Annotated in this window: 13 protein-coding genes and 3 tRNA genes; 9 read left to right on the forward strand and 7 right to left on the reverse strand. The window is 68.9% G+C overall.

Annotation, left to right across the window (positions count from 1 at the left end):
- Positions 1-131 precede the first annotated feature (131 nt).
- The 4 genes from ACFYVR_RS06810 to ACFYVR_RS06825 all read left to right on the forward strand — a co-directional run bounded on the left by ACFYVR_RS06810 (position 132) and on the right by ACFYVR_RS06825 (position 1259).
- Positions 132-824, forward strand: a complete 693-nt coding sequence (locus ACFYVR_RS06810; RefSeq protein WP_387470989.1) for a ScbR family autoregulator-binding transcription factor — start codon at positions 132-134, stop codon at positions 822-824.
- A gap of 81 nt (positions 825-905) precedes the next feature.
- Positions 906-978: transfer RNA gene (locus ACFYVR_RS06815), tRNA-Glu, on the forward strand.
- 94 nt (positions 979-1072) lie between these two features.
- A tRNA-Asp gene (locus ACFYVR_RS06820) sits at positions 1073-1146 on the forward strand.
- Between the two features lie 36 nt (positions 1147-1182).
- Positions 1183-1259, forward strand: a tRNA-Phe gene (locus ACFYVR_RS06825).
- Between the two features lie 53 nt (positions 1260-1312).
- Here ACFYVR_RS06825 and ACFYVR_RS06830 read toward each other — a convergent pair.
- Both ACFYVR_RS06830 and katG read right to left on the reverse strand, forming a co-directional pair.
- Complete coding sequence (locus ACFYVR_RS06830) at positions 1313-2035, reverse strand: potassium channel family protein (protein ID WP_387470991.1); 723 nt, start codon at positions 2033-2035, stop codon at positions 1313-1315.
- 104 nt (positions 2036-2139) lie between these two features.
- Complete coding sequence (katG, locus tag ACFYVR_RS06835) at positions 2140-4368, reverse strand: catalase/peroxidase HPI (protein ID WP_387470993.1); 2229 nt, start codon at positions 4366-4368, stop codon at positions 2140-2142.
- A gap of 366 nt (positions 4369-4734) precedes the next feature.
- On the opposite strand from katG, the gene aztD reads away from it, so the two are divergent.
- Positions 4735-5964 (forward strand): zinc metallochaperone AztD, encoded by a 1230-nt coding sequence (aztD, locus tag ACFYVR_RS06840; RefSeq protein ID WP_387470995.1) that lies wholly within the window; start codon positions 4735-4737, stop codon positions 5962-5964.
- Positions 5965-6030: 66 nt separating this feature from the next.
- On the opposite strand, the gene ACFYVR_RS06845 is transcribed toward aztD, so the two are convergent.
- Positions 6031-7242 (reverse strand): globin domain-containing protein, encoded by a 1212-nt coding sequence (locus tag ACFYVR_RS06845; protein WP_387470997.1) that lies wholly within the window; start codon positions 7240-7242, stop codon positions 6031-6033.
- Between the two features lie 87 nt (positions 7243-7329).
- Positions 7330-8229 carry a pseudouridine synthase gene (locus ACFYVR_RS06850; protein ID WP_387470998.1) on the reverse strand — a complete coding sequence of 300 codons (900 nt, stop codon included), beginning with the start codon at positions 8227-8229 and terminating at the stop codon, positions 7330-7332.
- A gap of 96 nt (positions 8230-8325) precedes the next feature.
- Here ACFYVR_RS06850 and ACFYVR_RS06855 point away from each other — a divergent pair, with 96 nt between their 5' ends.
- Together ACFYVR_RS06855 and ACFYVR_RS06860 are read left to right on the forward strand one after the other, a co-directional pair.
- Positions 8326-9213 carry an oxidoreductase gene (locus ACFYVR_RS06855; protein ID WP_387471000.1) on the forward strand — a complete coding sequence of 296 codons (888 nt, stop codon included), beginning with the start codon at positions 8326-8328 and terminating at the stop codon, positions 9211-9213.
- Positions 9210-9737: a VOC family protein gene (locus ACFYVR_RS06860; RefSeq protein WP_387471002.1), complete on the forward strand. Its 528-nt coding sequence runs from the start codon at positions 9210-9212 to the stop codon at positions 9735-9737. Before ACFYVR_RS06855 ends, ACFYVR_RS06860 begins: the two co-directional genes overlap by 4 nt.
- A 16-nt stretch (positions 9738-9753) precedes the next feature.
- On the opposite strand, the gene ACFYVR_RS06865 is transcribed toward ACFYVR_RS06860, so the two are convergent.
- From ACFYVR_RS06865 to ACFYVR_RS06875, 3 genes are all read right to left on the reverse strand, one after another.
- Positions 9754-9969 carry a hypothetical protein gene (locus ACFYVR_RS06865; protein ID WP_387471004.1) on the reverse strand — a complete coding sequence of 72 codons (216 nt, stop codon included), beginning with the start codon at positions 9967-9969 and terminating at the stop codon, positions 9754-9756.
- A gap of 122 nt (positions 9970-10091) precedes the next feature.
- Entirely contained in the window at positions 10092-12743 is a 2652-nt protein-coding gene (locus tag ACFYVR_RS06870) for a LuxR C-terminal-related transcriptional regulator (protein WP_387471006.1), read from the reverse strand.
- A 161-nt stretch (positions 12744-12904) separates the two neighbouring features.
- Positions 12905-14812 (reverse strand): alkyl/aryl-sulfatase, encoded by a 1908-nt coding sequence (locus tag ACFYVR_RS06875; RefSeq protein ID WP_387471008.1) that lies wholly within the window; start codon positions 14810-14812, stop codon positions 12905-12907.
- A gap of 133 nt (positions 14813-14945) precedes the next feature.
- On the opposite strand from ACFYVR_RS06875, the gene ACFYVR_RS06880 reads away from it, so the two are divergent.
- Both ACFYVR_RS06880 and ACFYVR_RS06885 read left to right on the forward strand, forming a co-directional pair.
- Entirely contained in the window at positions 14946-15602 is a 657-nt protein-coding gene (locus tag ACFYVR_RS06880) for a GAP family protein (RefSeq protein ID WP_387471010.1), read from the forward strand.
- A 46-nt stretch (positions 15603-15648) separates the two neighbouring features.
- Positions 15649-17343: a SulP family inorganic anion transporter gene (locus tag ACFYVR_RS06885; protein ID WP_387471012.1), complete on the forward strand. Its 1695-nt coding sequence runs from the start codon at positions 15649-15651 to the stop codon at positions 17341-17343.
- Positions 17344-17346: the final 3 nt, after the last annotated feature.

Consider the following 17346-nt stretch of genomic DNA (forward strand, 5'->3'; position numbering starts at 1 on the left):
CGAGTAAGAAGCCTGCCTTCCAGATGCCGGTCAATCCGCCGCCAACGGGGTTAGTGTGGAGTCGAGGTCTTCTGGTGACCTGTCGGGGCGGAAAACACGACTTGCAGGTTTCGGAGGCGAGACAAGCTCACATGGCACGTCAACAGGAACGCGCGCGACGTACGCGCGCCGCGATCGTCGACGCCGCAGCTGTCGAGTTCGCGCGTCGGGGATACGCGGCAGCGTCGGTCAACACGATTCTCGAGGGCTCGCACGCGACGAAGGGTGCGATGTACTTCCACTTCGAATCGAAGGAGGATCTCGCGCGAGCCGTGCTGGCCTCCGCGCTCGAGCGGTACACCGAGGCGATCGAGCGGTGGAAGAACCTCGACGCGGATCCGTTCCAGATCCTGCACGCGATCATCGTGGAGCTGGCGGAGCGCTTTTCCACCGAGGTCATCGTGCAGGCCGAGTTCCGGCTGATCATCGAACCCGAGTTCTACGCCGAGGTCCGGGCCGGCGGAAGCCAGGTGTGGGGGCACACCGCGCACGCGCTGGTGCTGCGGGCGCAGCGCGAAGGGTTGCTGCGGCCGGGCGCCGATCCGGCGGTGTTCAGCCGTGTCCTCGGAGCCTGCCTGGCCGGCCAGCGCTACATGCTCGACCTGACCCTCGACACCACCGGCCTGCGTGACCGGTTCGAGGAGGCGTTCGGGGTGGTGCTCGAGGCGATGGCGTCGGAGCAGTGGCTGGAGAACTGGCGTCGCGAGGGTTGGCAGGAGCTGACCCCGATGGCGCCCGGCACTGCCGAAAACGACCAAGAAACAGGCTATGACCAGCCGATTTGAGTTCTGCGAACGAAGTGTCCTAAGCTATGCGAGCTCCCAACGGACCAGCCGTTGAGGGTACTTGCCGGAGAGATTCGGTGGGCCCCCTTCGTCTAGCGGCCTAGGACGCCGCCCTTTCAAGGCGGTAGCGCGGGTTCGAATCCCGTAGGGGGTACGGATTTTGGAAGTAGCGGGTTCGCCTGCTAAGTTTCAATCCGAGCAAGACGGAGAGCCACAGCCAGTGGTTCTCGAACAAAGAGATAGAGCAAGGCCCTGTGGCGCAGTTGGTTAGCGCGCCGCCCTGTCACGGCGGAGGTCGCGGGTTCGAGTCCCGTCAGGGTCGCTTCACAAGCGATGGCATTCGGTTCGGGTGCCGCCCGGCCAGGTAGCTCAGTTGGTACGAGCGTCCGCCTGAAAAGCGGAAGGTCGCCGGTTCGATCCCGGCCCTGGCCACCATCACGCAGATCAGAGCCCCGGTATCGTGTCGACGCCGGGGCTCTTCTCGTTTTTCATTCCGCCCGGAGGGGGTCGAGTGGGAGACGATCGGTGAGGCGCCGGACCTCGTACCGCAGCTCCTCGATCTCGCGCGCCGTGGCCGCCTGCTTCGCGCTGTCCTCCTCGGCGACCTGCTCGACGATCCACGACGCGATTGTGGCGGTGACCACACCGATCAGGCTGATCCCGCCGATCATCAGGCCCGCGGCGATGAACCGGCCGGTTGTCGTCACCGGCGAGTAGTCGCCGTACCCGACGGTGGTCACCGTCGTCATCGACCACCACAGCGCCTCGCCGAACGAGTTCACGGTCGCGTCGGGATGCCCGCGTTCGGCCTCGAGCATCGCCAGCGACGCGACGTAGATCAGCAGCGACGATGTCGCGATCGTGTAGATCAGCACCTTGCCGCGGATCGCCCCACCGATCGCGCGCTGCATGACGGTGACCATCGCCACCAGACGCAGCAGGCGGAGCGGGCGGATCGCGGGCAACACCACCACCACGAATTCGAGCAGGTGACGGAAGAACCAGTGCAGGCGTCGTTCGGCGAGGTACAGCCGGGCGAAGTAGTCGACCACGAACAGGATCCAGCTGCCCGAGATCACCGCGGCGCACAGGGCGCCCCATGCGCCGGTCGGCTGGACGAGGACCTGGACGCTGTAGGCGACGAGAAAGGCGAGGGCGGCACCGGCCATCGGCCATTCGGTGCGCTGCTCCCACCCCTGTTGCGACATCATTCGCACACTGTAAGGCCTGCCCCGCGGCGGAACGCCCGGCGAACGCGGTATGCGAAAGGCCCCGCGGGACCGTGGTCCCGCGGGGCCTTTCGCGCGGCGGAGGATCAGACGTCGAACCGGTCGAGATCGGTCACCTTCGCCCACGCGGCGACGAAGTCGTCGACGAACTTGCCGCTCGCGTCGTCGGACGCGTAGACCTCGGCGAGTGCCCGCAGCTGCGAGTGCGAGCCGAACACCAGGTCGACGGCCGTGGCGGTCCACTTGCTCTCGCCGGTGGCGCGGTCGGTGCCCTCGTACACGTTCTCCGTCGACTCGGACGGCTTCCATTCCGTGCCCATGTCGAGCAGGTTCACGAAGAAGTCGTTGGTCAGCGTTCCGGGGCGGTCGGTGAAGACCCCGTGCCCGCTTCCGCCGTGGTTGACGCCGAGCGCCCGCAGGCCACCGACGAGCACGGTCGCTTCGGGGGCGGTCAGGTTCAGCAGGTACGCCCGCTCGAGCAGCAGCCGTTCGAGCGGAATCTTCTCGCCTTCCTGCGCGTAGTTGCGGAAACCGTCGGCCCGGGGCTCGAGCACCGCGAACGACTCCACGTCGGTCTGCTCCTGGGTGGCGTCGGTGCGTCCCGGCGTGAACGGCACGGTCACGTCGAATCCGGCGTCCCGTGCGGCCTTCTCGACGGCTGCCGAGCCCGCCAGCACGATCACGTCGGCCAGCGAGATCTTCTTTCCGCCGGCGGCGGAAGCGTTGAAGTCCTGCTGGATCCGCTCGAGCACGGGAAGCACCTGGGCGAGCTCCGCGGGCTCGTTGATCTCCCAGTTCTTCTGCGGCTCCAGCCGGATTCGTGCACCGTTCGCGCCGCCCCGCTTGTCGGTGCCGCGGAAGCTGGCGGCCGCCGACCAGGTGGTGCGGACCAGCTGCGCCACCGACAGGCCCGACTCGAGGAGCTTGCCCTTCAGCGCCGCGACGTCCTGGTCGTCGACCAGTGCGTGGTCGACGGCGGGGACCGGGTCCTGCCACAGCTGGGGTTCCGGGACCCAGGGACCGAGGTACCGGGAGATCGGTCCCATGTCGCGGTGCAGCAGCTTGTACCAGGCCTTGGCGAACGCGACGGAGAGCTCTTCGGGGTGGTCGAGCCACCGGCGGGTGATGTCCTTGTAGATCGGACTCTCACGTAGCGAGACGTCGGTGACCAGCATGGTCGGGGCACGTCCCGGTCCACCGAACGGGTCGGGAATGGTGCCCGCCCCGGCTCCGTCCTTCGCCGTGTACTGCCAGGCGCCGGCGGGGCTCTGGGTCAGTTCCCACTCGTAGCCGTACAGCGTCTCCAGGAAACTGTTGTCCCACTTGGTCGGAGTCGGCGTCCACACCACCTCGAGTCCGCTGGTGATCTGGTCCTTCTCCTTTCCGGTGCCGTACGAGCTCTTCCAGCCCAGGCCCTGCTGCTCGATCGGAGCGGCTTCCGGTTCGGGGCCGACGAGGTCGGCGTCACCGGCGCCGTGGGTCTTGCCGAAGCTGTGCCCGCCGACGATCAGGGCGGCCGTCTCCTCGTCGTTCATCGCCATCCGGCCGAACGTCTCGCGGATGTCGTAGGCCGCGGCGATCGGATCGGGTTTGCCTTCGGGGCCTTCGGGGTTCACGTAGATCAGGCCCATCGTGGTGGCGCCGAACGGTTTCGCCAGTTCCCGCTCGCCGGAGTAACGCTGGTCGGTCCCGAGCCACTCGTCCTCGAGGCCCCACAGCACCTCCTCCGGTTCCCAGATGTCGGGGCGTCCGAAGCCGAAGCCGAACGTCTCGAATCCCATCGATTCCAGGGCGGCGTTGCCGGCGAAGACCAGGAGGTCGGCCCACGAGATCTTGTTGCCGTACTTCTGTTTGATCGGCCACAGCAGCCGGCGCGCCTTGTCGAGGTTCGCGTTGTCCGGCCAGCTGTTGAGCGGGGCGAAGCGCTGAGCGCCCTGGCCGCCGCCGCCGCGCCCGTCGCTGATCCGGTAGGTGCCCGCGGCGTGCCAGCTCATCCGGATGAACAGGCCGCCGTAGTGCCCGTAGTCGGCGGGCCACCAGTCCTGCGACGTGGTCATGAGGTCGAACAGGTCACGCTTGAGGGCGTCGACGTCGAGTTTCGCGAACTCGGCGGCGTAGTCGAAGTCCGCGCCCAGCGGGTTGGATTTCGGCGAGTGTGCGTGCAGGACCGACACGTCGATCTGTTCCGGCCACCAGTCCTGATTCGTCAGCGGGGCATGTGTTTTCGGCGTCGGAGACGGGATGGCCGGGTTCTCGCTCTCGCTGGTGCTGCGGGTGTCGTTGTCGGGTGTCGGTGGGCGGCTGTCGGAAGTCACAACGTTCCTTTCGGGAGTGGGTGATCGGGCTGTGATCACAGATGTGACGGTGTGCCTCGGCCTTGTCGAGCGGCACGGTCGAGATGACCTGACGGGATCCGGGGCGGGGCGGCTCGGGCTCCGCGGTGGATCGCGCCGGTGTCGGCGTCTCGCCGAACACGGACCGCCGCCATCGGGGCGACCCGGGGTCGGGTCGCTCGTCGCTGCATTGCGCGCAGTCGCCCTGCGAGGCTCCGTGTCGAGGACACACCGTCAATATGACCCACTTTTCTGGAATAGGTCAATACTTCCGCGGCCTGTCGCGAAATCGATTCATGCACATAACCTACTTTGACAATAGTTTTCATTAACGCCGATGCTGGCGCCATGACTTCAACGCTTCGTGGCGTCGCTCCGGCGGTCGCCACCGCATTCCTTCTGGCCGGTTGCTCGGCCTCCGCGGACGAATCCGACTCCGCCGTCATCTCGGCGCCGACCTCGGCGGCACGCGTGGAGGCGGCCGGGCCGACGCCGCGTCTCGCGGTCACCCACGACGGCGGTGTGACCGTCCTCGACGCCGCCACGCTCGAAGCGGTCGACGAGTTCCCGCTCGAGGGGTTCACCCGACTCGATCCCGCCGGGGACGGGCGCCACGTACTGATCACCGCCGCATCGCGGTTCGCGGTGCTCGACACCGGAGCGTGGACCGACCAGCACGGCGACCACGGGCATTCCTACACGGCCCCACCGGTATTGGCTGACTGGTCCTTCGACGCCGACGGGCCCGGGCACGTGGTCACGCATGCCGGGGTCACGGTGCTGTTCGCGGACGGCACGGGACGGATCGAGTCCTTCGACCCGCGCGAGCTGGCCGAGGGGCGTCCCGAGACGCGGGTCGAGCAGACCCCGGAGGCGCACCACGGTGTCGCCGTCGCGCTGCCCGGCGGCGGACTCGTCACCACCATCGGCAACGAGGCGTCCCGCTCCGGCATCGTCGTCCTCGACCGGGACCGGAACGAGGTGACCCGCAACGAGCAGTGCCCGGGTGTGCACGGCGAGGCCGCGGCCGCGGACGGTGCACTGGTCTTCGGGTGCCAGGACGGCGTCCTCGTCCACCGCGACGGCGTGATCACCAAGGTGCAGAGCCCCGATGCGTACGGGCGAATCGGGAATCAGGCAGGCAGCGACGCGTCGCCGATCGTCCTCGGCGACTACAAGACCGAGCCCGACGCCGAGTTGGAGCGGCCGCAGCGGGTGATGCTGCTCGACACCGTCGCGAACCGCCTGACGCCCGTCGACCTCGGCACGAGCTACAGCTTCCGGTCGCTCGGCCGCGGTCCGCAGGGCGAGGCGCTCGTCCTCGGCACCGACGGTGCGCTGCACGTGATCGATCCGGTCACCGCGACCGTCACGCGCACGATCGACGTCGTCGACGCGTGGACCGAACCCGTGCGGTGGCAGGACCCACGGCCGACGCTGTTCGTCGAGGGTGCCACCGCCTACGTGACGGAACCGGCGGCGACGACCCTGCACGCCGTGGACCTGACCACCGGTGCGGTGGTGGCGAGCGTGGAACTGGCCGAGATCCCGAACGAGATCACCGGCGTCTCCGGCTGACCGACGACGATCGACAACGCCCGTGGCCCCGACTGTCGAGTCGGGGCCACGGGCGTTCCTCGGGGTTCAGTGGGCGGCGGGGGTCCAGCTGTCCGGGCCGAAGACCTCGTAGTGGATCGCCTCGGCGGGGACGTTCCGGGCCAGGAGGGATTCGCGGACCGCGAGCATGAACGGCATCGGCCCGCACAGGTACACATCGGTGCCGTCGGCGATCTCGACGGCGGACAGGTCGGCGCGGCCGCGATACGTGGTGCCCTGCTCCTCTCGGGTGCCCAGGTCCTCGTACCAGCGATGCATCGTGGCGAACGGGATCTTCTGCACGAGTTCGGTCAGTTCGGCGCGGTGCGCGTGGCGGCTGGGGGAGCGGTCGGCGTGCAGCACCGACACCGGGCGCTCGTCGGCGGTGGCGGCCAGGTGGTGCAGGATGCCGATCATCGGCGTGCACCCGATGCCCGCGGAGACCAGGAGCAGCGGGGCGTCGCCCTGCTCGAGCACCAGGTCGCCGAAGGGCAGCGAGACCTGCAGGCTGTCGCCTTCGAACACGTTGTCGTACAGGAAGTTCGACACCTCGCCGGCGGGCCCGTCTGCCGTCGCGGGTACCGCCTTGACGCTGATCTGCCAGTCGTCGGCGGTCGGTGAGCCGACGAGGCTGTACTGCCGGATCTGCCGGGCGCCGTCCGGCAGCGTCACCGCCACCGAGATGTACTGGCCGGGAAGGTAGTCGGGGAGGGGGGAATCGTCCGCGGACCTCAGGACGAAGGTGGCGGTGTCCGCCGACTGCAGCACCCGGCGGGTCACCGTGACGGTGCGCCAGACCTTCCCGTCCTCCACGCCCGCGTCGGCGTACAACCGGTGTTCCATGCCGATCAGGGTGTCGGCCATCAGCCAGTACAGCTCGTCCCAGGCCGCCGCGACCTCGGGGGTGACGGCGTCGCCGAGCACCTCCACGATCGCCGCGAACAGGTGGGTGTGCACGATCCGGTACTGGTCGGCGGTGATGCCGAGCGAGGCGTGCTTGTTCGCGATCCGCGACATGATCAGGTCGGTGCTCGGAGCGTCCTCGCTGACCTGCAGCGCGGCGAAGGCGGCGATGGAGCCGGCGAGCGCCTTCTGCTGCTGGCCCTGCGCCTGGTTGCCGCGGTTGAACAGGTTGCGCTCGAGGTCCGGGTGGGCCGCGAACATCTTCTTGTAGAAGAGCGGGGTGATGTCCCCGATGGCCGCGCCGACGGCGGGCAGGGTCGCGCGGATGACTTCGGTGGAGGCTGCGGAAAGGCTCATGACCCGACGGTATTAATCTTGCATTTGAGATGCAAGATAGTGTGACGCAGCCCACTACTTTGCGTAGTAGGGAGGTGGAGTCCCTGGTCAGGGCCACGCGGCGAGCTGTCGCCCGCTCGTGAAAACCCGCGGCCGCCCACTCCTGGGGTCGGTGAAGGAGAGCGACCGCGCCAGCAGTTGCAGCGGGCTCGAGTAGTCGTCGGGCGCGATGTCGTACAGGGTCGGATAGAAGTTGTCGCCGACGATCGGGATCCCGAGCGAGTTCAGGTGCACTCGCAGTTGGTGCATGCGGCCCGTGTCGGGGACCAGTCGATACCGGCCCAGTCCGGCACGGGCGGCGATCAGTTCGATGCGGGTCTGCGCGTTCGGCTCGCCCGGAACCTCGACGCAGCGCAGTTCTCCCTCCGGCTTGACGATCCGGCTGCGGACGGTCGCCGGCAGCGTCAGCGTCGGGTCGAAGGGGGCAATCGCCTCGTACTCCTTGCGAACTCGCCTGTGCGCGAACAGTTCCTGATAGTCGCGGCGCACCTCCGGCCGGATCGTGAACATCAGGACGCCCGCCGTCACCCGGTCCAGGCGGTGCGCGGGAGTCAGGTCCGGGAGGTCGAGATCGCGCCGCAGGCGCACCAGCGCCGACTCCACCACGTGACGTCCGCGCGGAGTGCTGGACAGGAAGTGCGGCTTGTCGACGACGAGCAGATCGTCGTCGCGGTACAGCACCTCCACCTCGAACGGCACTCGCGGCTCGGCCGGCGGGTCGCGGTACAGGAACACGAAGGTGTTTGCGCGGTAGGGTGTCTCGCGAGTGACGGCGGTACCGTCCGTGATCACGACCTCGGCGGCGTCGACCTTCTCCCGGAGGCGGTCGGCGTCCTCGGGGAAACGGGCGAGCAGGTAGTCCAGCACCGTCGTACAGGTGTCGTCGGCCGGCAGTCGCAGCCGGGTCGGGTTCAGGCCGTCGCGCACGGGCAGTGGGGCAGCGGGCACCCGAGAACCCTACCGCCCGCGGTCGGGGCCGCTCGACCCCGCGCGCCGGGGTCCCGTCACCCTCCCCGCGCGCCGGGTGCGACGTAGGCTGACCGCATGGGGAAATGGACCGCGGACGACATCGGTGACCAGACCGGCCGCACCTTCGTGGTGACGGGCGCCAACAGCGGACTCGGAGCGGAGGCGGCGAAGGCCCTCGGTGCCGCCGGCGCAACGGTGATCCTGGCCTGCCGCACCGTCGACAAGGCCGCACCGGTGGCGGCGCAGATCGGGGCGAACGCCCAGGTGCGTCGCCTCGACCTCGCCGACCTGGCCTCGGTGCGGGAGTTCGCCGCCGGCGTCGACGCCGTCGACGTGCTGATCAACAACGCGGGCGTCATGGCGGTTCCGAAGTCCACCACCGTCGACGGGTTCGAAATGCAGTTCGGTACCAACCATCTGGGCCATTTCGCACTGACCGGGTTGCTCCTCGACCGGATCACCGACCGGGTGGTCACGATGTCGAGCGCGCTGCACCGCATCGGCACCGTCAACCTCGACGATCTGAACTGGCAGCGGCGCCGCTACGGTCGCTGGCCCGCGTACGGCCAGTCGAAGCTGGCGAACCTGCTCTTCGCCTACGAACTCGACCGTCGGCTGTCTGCCGCCGGATCGACGGTGAAATCGCTTGCCGCGCATCCCGGCTACGCGTCGACGGGACTGCAGTCGCACACCCACTCGATCTGGGACCGGTTGATGGGGGTCGGGAACCTGTTCGCCCAGAGCGCCGCGATGGGAGCGCTGCCCGAGTTGTACGCGGCGACGGTGCCGTCGGCGGTGTCCGGCGGCTTCATCGGTCCGGACGGACCCTTCGAGCAGCGTGGCCACCCGAAGGTGGTGCGGTCGAGCGGTAAGTCCCACGACCGGGCCGTCGCGGCGGCGCTGTGGAGCGAGTCCGAGCGCCTCACCGGCGTCACCTACCGGTTCGACGGGGTAGCGCGATGATTCGAGGCCTGAACCACGCCGTCCTGTTCGTCTCCGACCTGGAGCGCAGCCTCGGTTTCTACTGCGACGTGCTCGGCTTCCGGCCGCTGCCCGGAGGGTTCGCCGGAGCCGCCTTCCTGCAGGCGGGGGACTCCGCGAACGATCACGACCTCGGACTGTTCCAGAGTCCGCACGGGCCCGGGGTGCGCCGACCGGGTGACGTCGGTCTGTACCACCTGGCCTGGGAGGTGGGCACCCTTTCCGAGCTCGCCGCGTTGCGGGAACGGCTGTCGGCCGCGGGTGCGCTGACCGGGGCGAGCAACCACGGCTCGACCAAGGCGCTGTACGCGCGCGATCCCGACGGGATCGAGTTCGAGGTGTGCTGGCTGGTCCCGGACGCCCGGGTGGAGGAGGAGTTGGTGCCCGGAATGCCGCCGACCCGTCCGCTGGACCTCGCCGCCGAGATCGAGCGCTACGGCGCCGACACCCCGGGCGGGCCGCGCACGGATCCGACCGTGTGGCAGCGCATCTTCGCCGACCGCTGACCCGGGGCCCGTCCAATCAGTCCGGCAGCTGCCGCATCTCGACGAGATTGAGCCCCAGCGAGTCGATCCGGGCCATGATGCTGCGCAGCTCGGTCTGATCGGACACCGGGCCGAACAGATTGGTGACTCCGCCGTACTGGTGCGTCGACGCCCTCAGTTCGGGGAACGCGGCCAGAACCCGGGCGGACAGCTCGCCGGCGATGACGAACTGGTAGCGGAGCGGTTCCGGCATGATCGCGCCTCCGGTGGCTACGGCCGTCGACAGAGGATCGGCGAAGTGGCGTGGTGTGCCTTCGACTATCGCCCGACCCGACACCCGAGGGCATCATCCGAACCGGATGATGTCCGTACTCGTCACAGCAGACCGACCCGTCGTGCGGTCACGACGGCCTCCCGGCGACTGCCGACGCCGAGCTTCGCGTAGATCCCGCGCAGGTGCGTCTTGACCGTGTTGACCGAGACCCCCAGGTCGTCGGCGGTCTCCTTCGCGGTCTTGGCGGCGGGCAGCTGCCGAAGCACGAGGAGTTCGGTGTCGGTCAGGTTCGTTCCGGCGTGATGCGCGGTGGCCCTGCGGTGTTCGAGGATGCGATTGGCGAACCGGTCGTGGTGGCCGAAGCGGCCGTGGTTGCCGTCGAGCAGGTCGAGGGCGCCGGGGGCGTCGAGGAAGGGTCGGATCAACTGGTCCTGTGACGCGCGCGCCAGGGCCTGCGTGAGGCTGTGGTACGCCTTGATCCGACGGCCCAGTGCGTCGCTGGCCGTCGCGTGGAGCAGCCATGCGGTGGTGGCCGTGACGGGGTGGAGTTCCTCGGCTCGATCGAGGAGTCGCTCGGTGATCGACAGGGCCGCCTGCGGCCGGGCGGCGGCGGCGGTGACCGCGGCCAGCGCCACCGCGACGTCGGGGGGATCGCCGAGCACGCGGCGACCGTGCTCGACCAGCTGCTGGGCCCACTCGTGCTCGCACTGACGCAGCAGCACCCAGGTGACGTGGGGGAACAGTCCGCCGCTGGCGGCGGGATTCGGGGTCTCGTCGAGGAGCGTGTGCATGCTCGTGCGCAGTGCACGCGTTGCCGCATGCTTGTCGGCGGCCTGGTCGAACAGCACCAGCTGCGCGACGATGTGGGCGTGCCAGCCGGCGGCCGGGCCCGCGGAGCCGTCGGCCCTCGCGACCTCGACCAGGGCGTCGGTGAGTGTTTCGGTGACGAGGTGATCGGCCTGCAGGTATGCGGCGAGAGCGGCCATCGAGGCGGCGTGCGCGGCGTCGCCGGGGAGCGGCGATCGCAGGTCGGCCGCGAGTTCCTGGGCGCGGACCGCGCGGGTGCGCATGGTCGAGATGGATCCGGAGATGCCCGCCGCCATCGCCAGCCGGGTCGTCGCCCGCACCGACAGGTGCGGGTGGCCCGTCTGCTCGGCGAGGGCGAGGGCAGCGCGCAGACCCTCCTCGCCCGCGGCGAACTCGCCGTGGAACACCTGCGCGGTGGCGAGTTGCAGGTGGATGTAGCAGTCCAGATCGAGATGCCCGGTGGACGGAATGGGTGCGCCCGGGGTGTAGTCGCGGATCTCGGCGCCGGTCGCGGTGTGGATGTCCGCGCCGACGGCCCGGGTCAGCGCGGAGATCCACGGCGGCGGCGCCACCACGGACGCGGTCGCGTCCCGCGCCCGCAGCAGTTCGAGATAGGTTGCTGCTTCGACGGGTCGGGCGTGCTCGAGCGCGTTGATCGTCCGCAGCAGCCACACGAACGGGTCGTCGCTGACGTCGGGTACGACGTCGAGGTACCGGAACAGGGTGGGCCCCTCACCGGAGAGGACCAGACCGAGCCCGTAGTCACGGACGAAGTCCGCGAGGTGCGGGTGACCCGCCTGCGCGAGGAGGTGGGGAAGTCCGCGAATCGGCAGGCCGGCGGCGAGGAACCATCGGGCGACCTGGTCGTGCAGGAGGTGGGCACGGGACGGGTCGGTGCGCTGCAGTTCGGCGAGCAGGTGGGAGCGCAGCATCGGATGGTACGAGTACCAGGTGTCGGAGCCGCGGACCACGTGCGTGATGGGGAAGTTGGTGCGCTCGAGCGTGCCGAGGATGCGCAATGCGTCCGGTCCCGCGATCTCCTCCGCCAGCGCCGCGTCGAAGGAGTCCGGGATGCTGGTCGCCACCAGGAATTCGCGGGTCTCCGGTGGCACGGCGTCGAGCAGTTCCCCGACGAGGAAGTCCGACACCGCCCGAGGCGAGTGCGCGAGCAGTGCCATCGCGGCGGCGCGATCCGCCGTGTGCGCAGCCAGATAGATCGCCGCGATGCGCACCAGCGCCGCCCAGCCGCCCGTCAGGTGCGAGATGGTCGCGATCTCGTCGGTGCTCAGTGTGCAGTCGTGCTGGCGGAACAGGTCCGCGATGTCGTTGTCACGCAACGCGAGGTCGTCGGTGCCGACCCTGGCCAGGTGTCCCGTCATCGCCAGCGTGTGCCAGCGCAGGGGCGGGTCGTACCGTCCGATCACGATCACCGTGAGATTCGCCGGTGCGTGATGCAGGAGGTGTTCGAGCCCGGCCAGCGCGAGCTGATCGGTCACCACGTGCGTGTCGTCGAGCACCAGCAGGGTCGGCGTACCGAGCGCGGCCACCGCCTCGACCAACGCGGCGGCCTCCGCGGTCGGGTCGGCGACGTCGAGCGGGGCCTCGCCGGTCAGGCCGAGACTGGTGCGCAGGGCGGGCCACAGGCACTCGGCGCCGGCGGACGACGGGGTCAGCGTCAGCCACGCAACAATCGTGTCGGGGTGCAGGCGGCGGTACAGATCGGCCCACTGCGCGGCCAGCACCGTCTTCCCGGTGCCCGCCGGTCCGGACATCAGCAGTACGTGTCCGGACCGCGGTGGCAGCGCCCTGTCGATCCGTTCGTACAGGTCACGGCGAGGTATCACGGCGAACGCCAGGCCCGGGATCTCCACGCCCGGCCCCGGTGCGCTCTCGGGCGCACATGGTTGCGCCGTCGTGGTGACGGCGGACAGACGACCAGCGGGCATAATCCCTCCCCCGGAATCGACCAGTTGCCGGTTCACTTCCAGTAACACATAGGAAATTAGCGGACGAATTCAAGTATTGCCCGATGGGCGGGAGAACCCGTGATCTTTTGTGTCATTCGACTGATCGACATGCCCCCCGCGCTCCCCGGCTCGCCGGCGGGTCACGGGGTGACGATCGGGAACGACGGATCGAACTCGTCCAGGACGGCGGCGAGCCGGTCCAGCGCGGTCCCGTCGCCCGTGATCGTGACGGTGCCCACGACGGACAACCGTGTCGCACTGCCCGGCTGCAGCAGCACACCGACCAGGGCGGCCTTGGGTCCCGAGACGGTTGTCTGTGCGGTACTCGACGCGCCGCGTCGGGCATTGAGGACACCCCGCGCGAGCCGCATCGTCCAGCGCTCGTCCAGGTCGGTGAAGTCGAGGTCGATGCGGATGTCCGCGTCCGCGGCCTTCTCCCCGACGACGTGGATCGCGACGTAGTCGAAGAGGATGTCGATCGGCATCCCGAGGATCGTGTCGTGGCTGGCCGTCACGTACGGCGCGGGTTGGGGGCCTTCCCGGAGTTCGAGGGCGGCGCTGAGGAAGATGCCACGCCACTGCGGGCCCTCCGCCTGGTAGCCCATCTGCTCGTAGGCGTCCGCCTGCAGTTCGCGCGCCTCCTTGTTGTCCGGCTGCGCGAAGACCAGCTTGTGCAGGATCTCGACCGCCCACCGGTAGTCCGCGGCGTCGAACGCCCGCCGTCCCTCGGCGAGAATGGCGTCGGATCCGGCGAACTCGACGAATCGCTTGGCCGATTCGACCGGGGGATGCGGGTGCAGCGACACCGGGTCGCCGTCCCACATGCCCAGTTCCTTCGTGAACACCGCGCGCACGTCGTGGTGCAGGGTGCCGTGGTAGCCGCGGTTGGCCCAGTTCCGGCGCAGCTCCTCGGGCAGTTCGATCACCTCGGCGGCCTCGAGCGGGGTGTAGCCCTTGTTGGCCAGCCGCAGGGACTGGTCGTGGATGTACTTGTAGGCGTCGCGCTGGGATTCGACGAAGGCCACCACGTCGGCGTTGCCCCAAACCGGCCATGTGTGCGGCCCCCAGTGCACCTCGACCTCGTCACCCCAGCGTTCGAGGGTCTCGTCGAGGTAGCGTGCGAAGTTGCGGGCGTCGCGGGTGCGGGCGCCGCGCAGCGTCTGGATGTTGTGCAGGGAGTGGTTGGCGTTCTCGGCGCACGTCAGTGTCCGCAGCTGCGGGATCCAGATGTGCATCTCCTCGGGCGCCTCGGTGTCGGGGGCGTACAGGAACTCGAACTCGATGCCCGCGATCTCGCGGCGGACCCCGGTCTCGGTGATCAGGTCGGTCGGCGAGATGTACGAGACGGCCGGACCGCGGGTGGCGGCGATGCCGATGCCGCACGTGACGGCGCCGTGCGCGTTGTGGTCGAGGAGGCCGCCGAAGGCGTAGAAACTGCGGCGCGCCATGGCGTTTCCCGCGACGACGTTCTCGCCGATCGCGTACTTGTCGAACTGGTGGCCGGGCGCGATGATCGGCACCTTGCCCGACGCGACGTCGTCGGGGTCGACGACCCCCTTGACGCCGCCGTAGTGGTCGATGTGGGTGTGGGTGTGGGTGTAGATCACCGCCGCGACCGGTTTGTCGCTGACGTGCTCGCGGATCAGATCAATTCCCTGACAGGCGGATTCGACGCCCGCCATGCAGTCGATCACGATCAGGCCGTCGTCTCCCTCGACGACCGTGAGGTTGGCGATGTCGTTGTTGCGTACCTGGTGGACGCCGTCGGTGACCTTGTACAGCCCGCCCTGCTTGATCAGTTGCGACTGTCGCCACAGGCTCGGCTCTACCGAGTCGGGGGAGGGCGCGTCGTCGGAGATGAAGTCGAAGTCGTGCGGGTCGAACACCACCGACCCGTCGGAGTCGGCGAGGACGTTGCCGGGCAGTTCGGTGATCAGGCCGCGCCGCGAATCGGTGAAGTCCTGCCGATTCGCCATGTCGTACAGCGCCGCCGCCTCACGGTTGGCGGCGATCGTGGCTTCGGTCGGTGGTTTCGGCTGGTGTCCCATGCCCGTCCCTTCGCTGGCCGTTTCCGCACCTTCCCGGTCGTCCTCGCCGTGGCCTCACCCGAAGGTGGTGAATCCGGGTCGAGTTCACGCATTTCGGAGAGCACCGCCCGTGAGCATCGCTTACTGTCGGCTCATGGGCGCTGTCATCGGTGATCTTCTTCCCCTCGCGGTGGGCGTCGCGATCTCGCCGATTCCGATCGTAGCGGCGATCCTCATGCTTCTCTCGGCGAACGCCGGCGGCACCAGCCTCGGCTTCGGGATCGGGTGGGTCTTCGGGATCCTCGTCGCCACCGGCATTTTCGTGCTGCTGTCGGGCACGGTCGACACCTCGGACGACGGCGGATCCACTTCGGTGTCCTGGGTCAAGATCGTGCTCGGCGTGCTGCTGGTGCTGCTCGCCGTCAAACAGTGGCGCGACCGCGCCGACACGACACCGCCGAAGTGGATGCAGGCCGTCGACCGGTTGACGCTGCCGAAGGCGGCCGGCCTCGGGGTGGTCCTCTCGGCGGTGAACCCGAAGAACCTGCTGCTGTGCGTCTCGGCCGGTGTGGTGATCGGCACCGGCGGCCTCGATGCCGGTGGAGACGTGGTCGCGTTGATCGTGTTCACGCTCCTCGCCGCGACGACCGTGCTGATCCCGGTGATCGGGTACGCCGTCGCGGCCGACCTGCTGCGCGGTCCGCTCGCGTCGCTGAAGGACTGGCTGCAGGCGAACAATCACCAGGTGATGGCGATCGTGCTGCTGGTCATGGGTGCCGCGGTGATCGGCAAGGGGCTCGGCGGATTCTGACCCGAGAAGGACCTCTGCACAGCCGACAGACGGGCGCGAGGGGGCGATGAGAGTGCTGGTTCCACACCGCACCCTGCGCTCGGCCGGTCGGAAACTCGGCCGACCGACACCGCGCGACGTGATCGCCGGTCTCGTCACCGGGCTGTTCTCGATCCCGGAGGGTATGGCGTACGCCAGCATCGGCGGATTCAACCCGGTCGCCGGTCTCTATTCCGGGATGATCCCGACCCTGGTCGGATCGTTCTTCGCTCGCACGGTGCTGATGGTGACCACGCTGACGAGTGCGATCGCCCTCTCCTCGCAGAGCGTGCTGTCCTCGGCAGGGCTGGACCCGACCGACCCGCGAAACGTCGCGACGTTGGTGGTCCTCGTGGGTGTCGTGATGGCGGTCCTCGGGTTGCTCCGGGCGGGATCGATCATGAATTTCGTGTCGAGCGCAGTGATGACAGGTTTCACCACCGGCATCGCCGTGCAGATCGTCGCGGGAGTGCTCGGCGACGCGACCGGCTACGACACCGACCGGCACAACACGATCGCCAAGATCGTCGACTCGATCGCCCACGTCGGATCCTGGCAGGGGACGACGGTCGCGGTCACCGTGGCGACGGTCGCGGTGTGGGCCGTGTTCCGCCTCGTGAAACCGGTTGCGTCGCTGGCGACTCTGATCGCACTGGTGGTGGTGACGGCGGTGGTCGCGGCCCTCGACGTCGACGTCGACAACGTCGGCGACATCGCCGCGATCCCGAATGCCTTCCCCGCCCCGACTGTGCCTGCCCTGTCGGCGTTCCCGGAACTGCTCGTCGGAGCGTTCGCCGTCGCGTTGGTGGCGCTCGCCCAGGCCGCCGGAATCTCGAGCGCCGTCCCCAACCCCGACGGCAGCCGTCCGAATGCGTCCGGCGACTTCGTCGCCCAGGGTGCGGCGAACGTTGCCGGTGGGTTCTTCGGTGCGCTGCCGACCGGCGGCTCCCTCTCGCGCACCGGCGTCGCGGTGTCGGCCGGTGCGCGGACCCGCTGGGCCGGAATCTTCGCCGGGCTCTGGTTGATCGGGCTCGTCCTCGTCGCCGGATCGGTTGCCGAGATCATTCCGATGGCCGTGATCGGCGGCCTGGTCCTCGTCATCGGGGTCGAACTCGTCACGGGCCGCTGGCCGGACATTCTCCTGGTGTTCCGCACGGCCCCGTGGTCGGCGGTGGCCATGGTCCTCACCTTCCTCGCGACGACCCAACTTCCGCTCCAAAACGCGATTCTCATCGGTGCGGTGCTGTCGTTGCTGCTGTACTGCGTGCAGGCGGCGCGTTACGCGAAACTTGTCGCGCTCGAGCCGGCGGAGCGCGGCCGGTGGCGGACCGTGGCCCTCCCCGCGGAGTGTCCCAGCGGTCGGATCACGGTCCTGCACTACGAAGGTGTCGGGCTGTTCGCCGAGGTTCCGCGCATCGACGAGTCGTGGCCGACCATCCGCAACACGCACGGCGGTGTCGTGATTCTGAGTGTGCGGACGCTGCCGGACGTTCCGTCGGCCACGGTCGTCCGGGCTCTGACGCGGCACGCGACCACCCTGAAGAGCAACGGCAGCCTCCTCGTGATCGCGGGAGTCACACCGACATTGACCCGGATACTCGAGCGCAGCGGTCTGACCGACGTGGTCGGCCGCGAGAACGTCGTCGAATCGACCGACGAGATCCTCGGCGCCCTCGACACCGCGGTCACCCGCGCCCGCGCCTGGCTTGCCGACCGCGGGTGACCG

Source organism: Rhodococcus sp. NPDC003318 (assembly GCF_042879035.1).
GTDB lineage: Bacteria > Actinomycetota > Actinomycetes > Mycobacteriales > Mycobacteriaceae > Rhodococcus_G.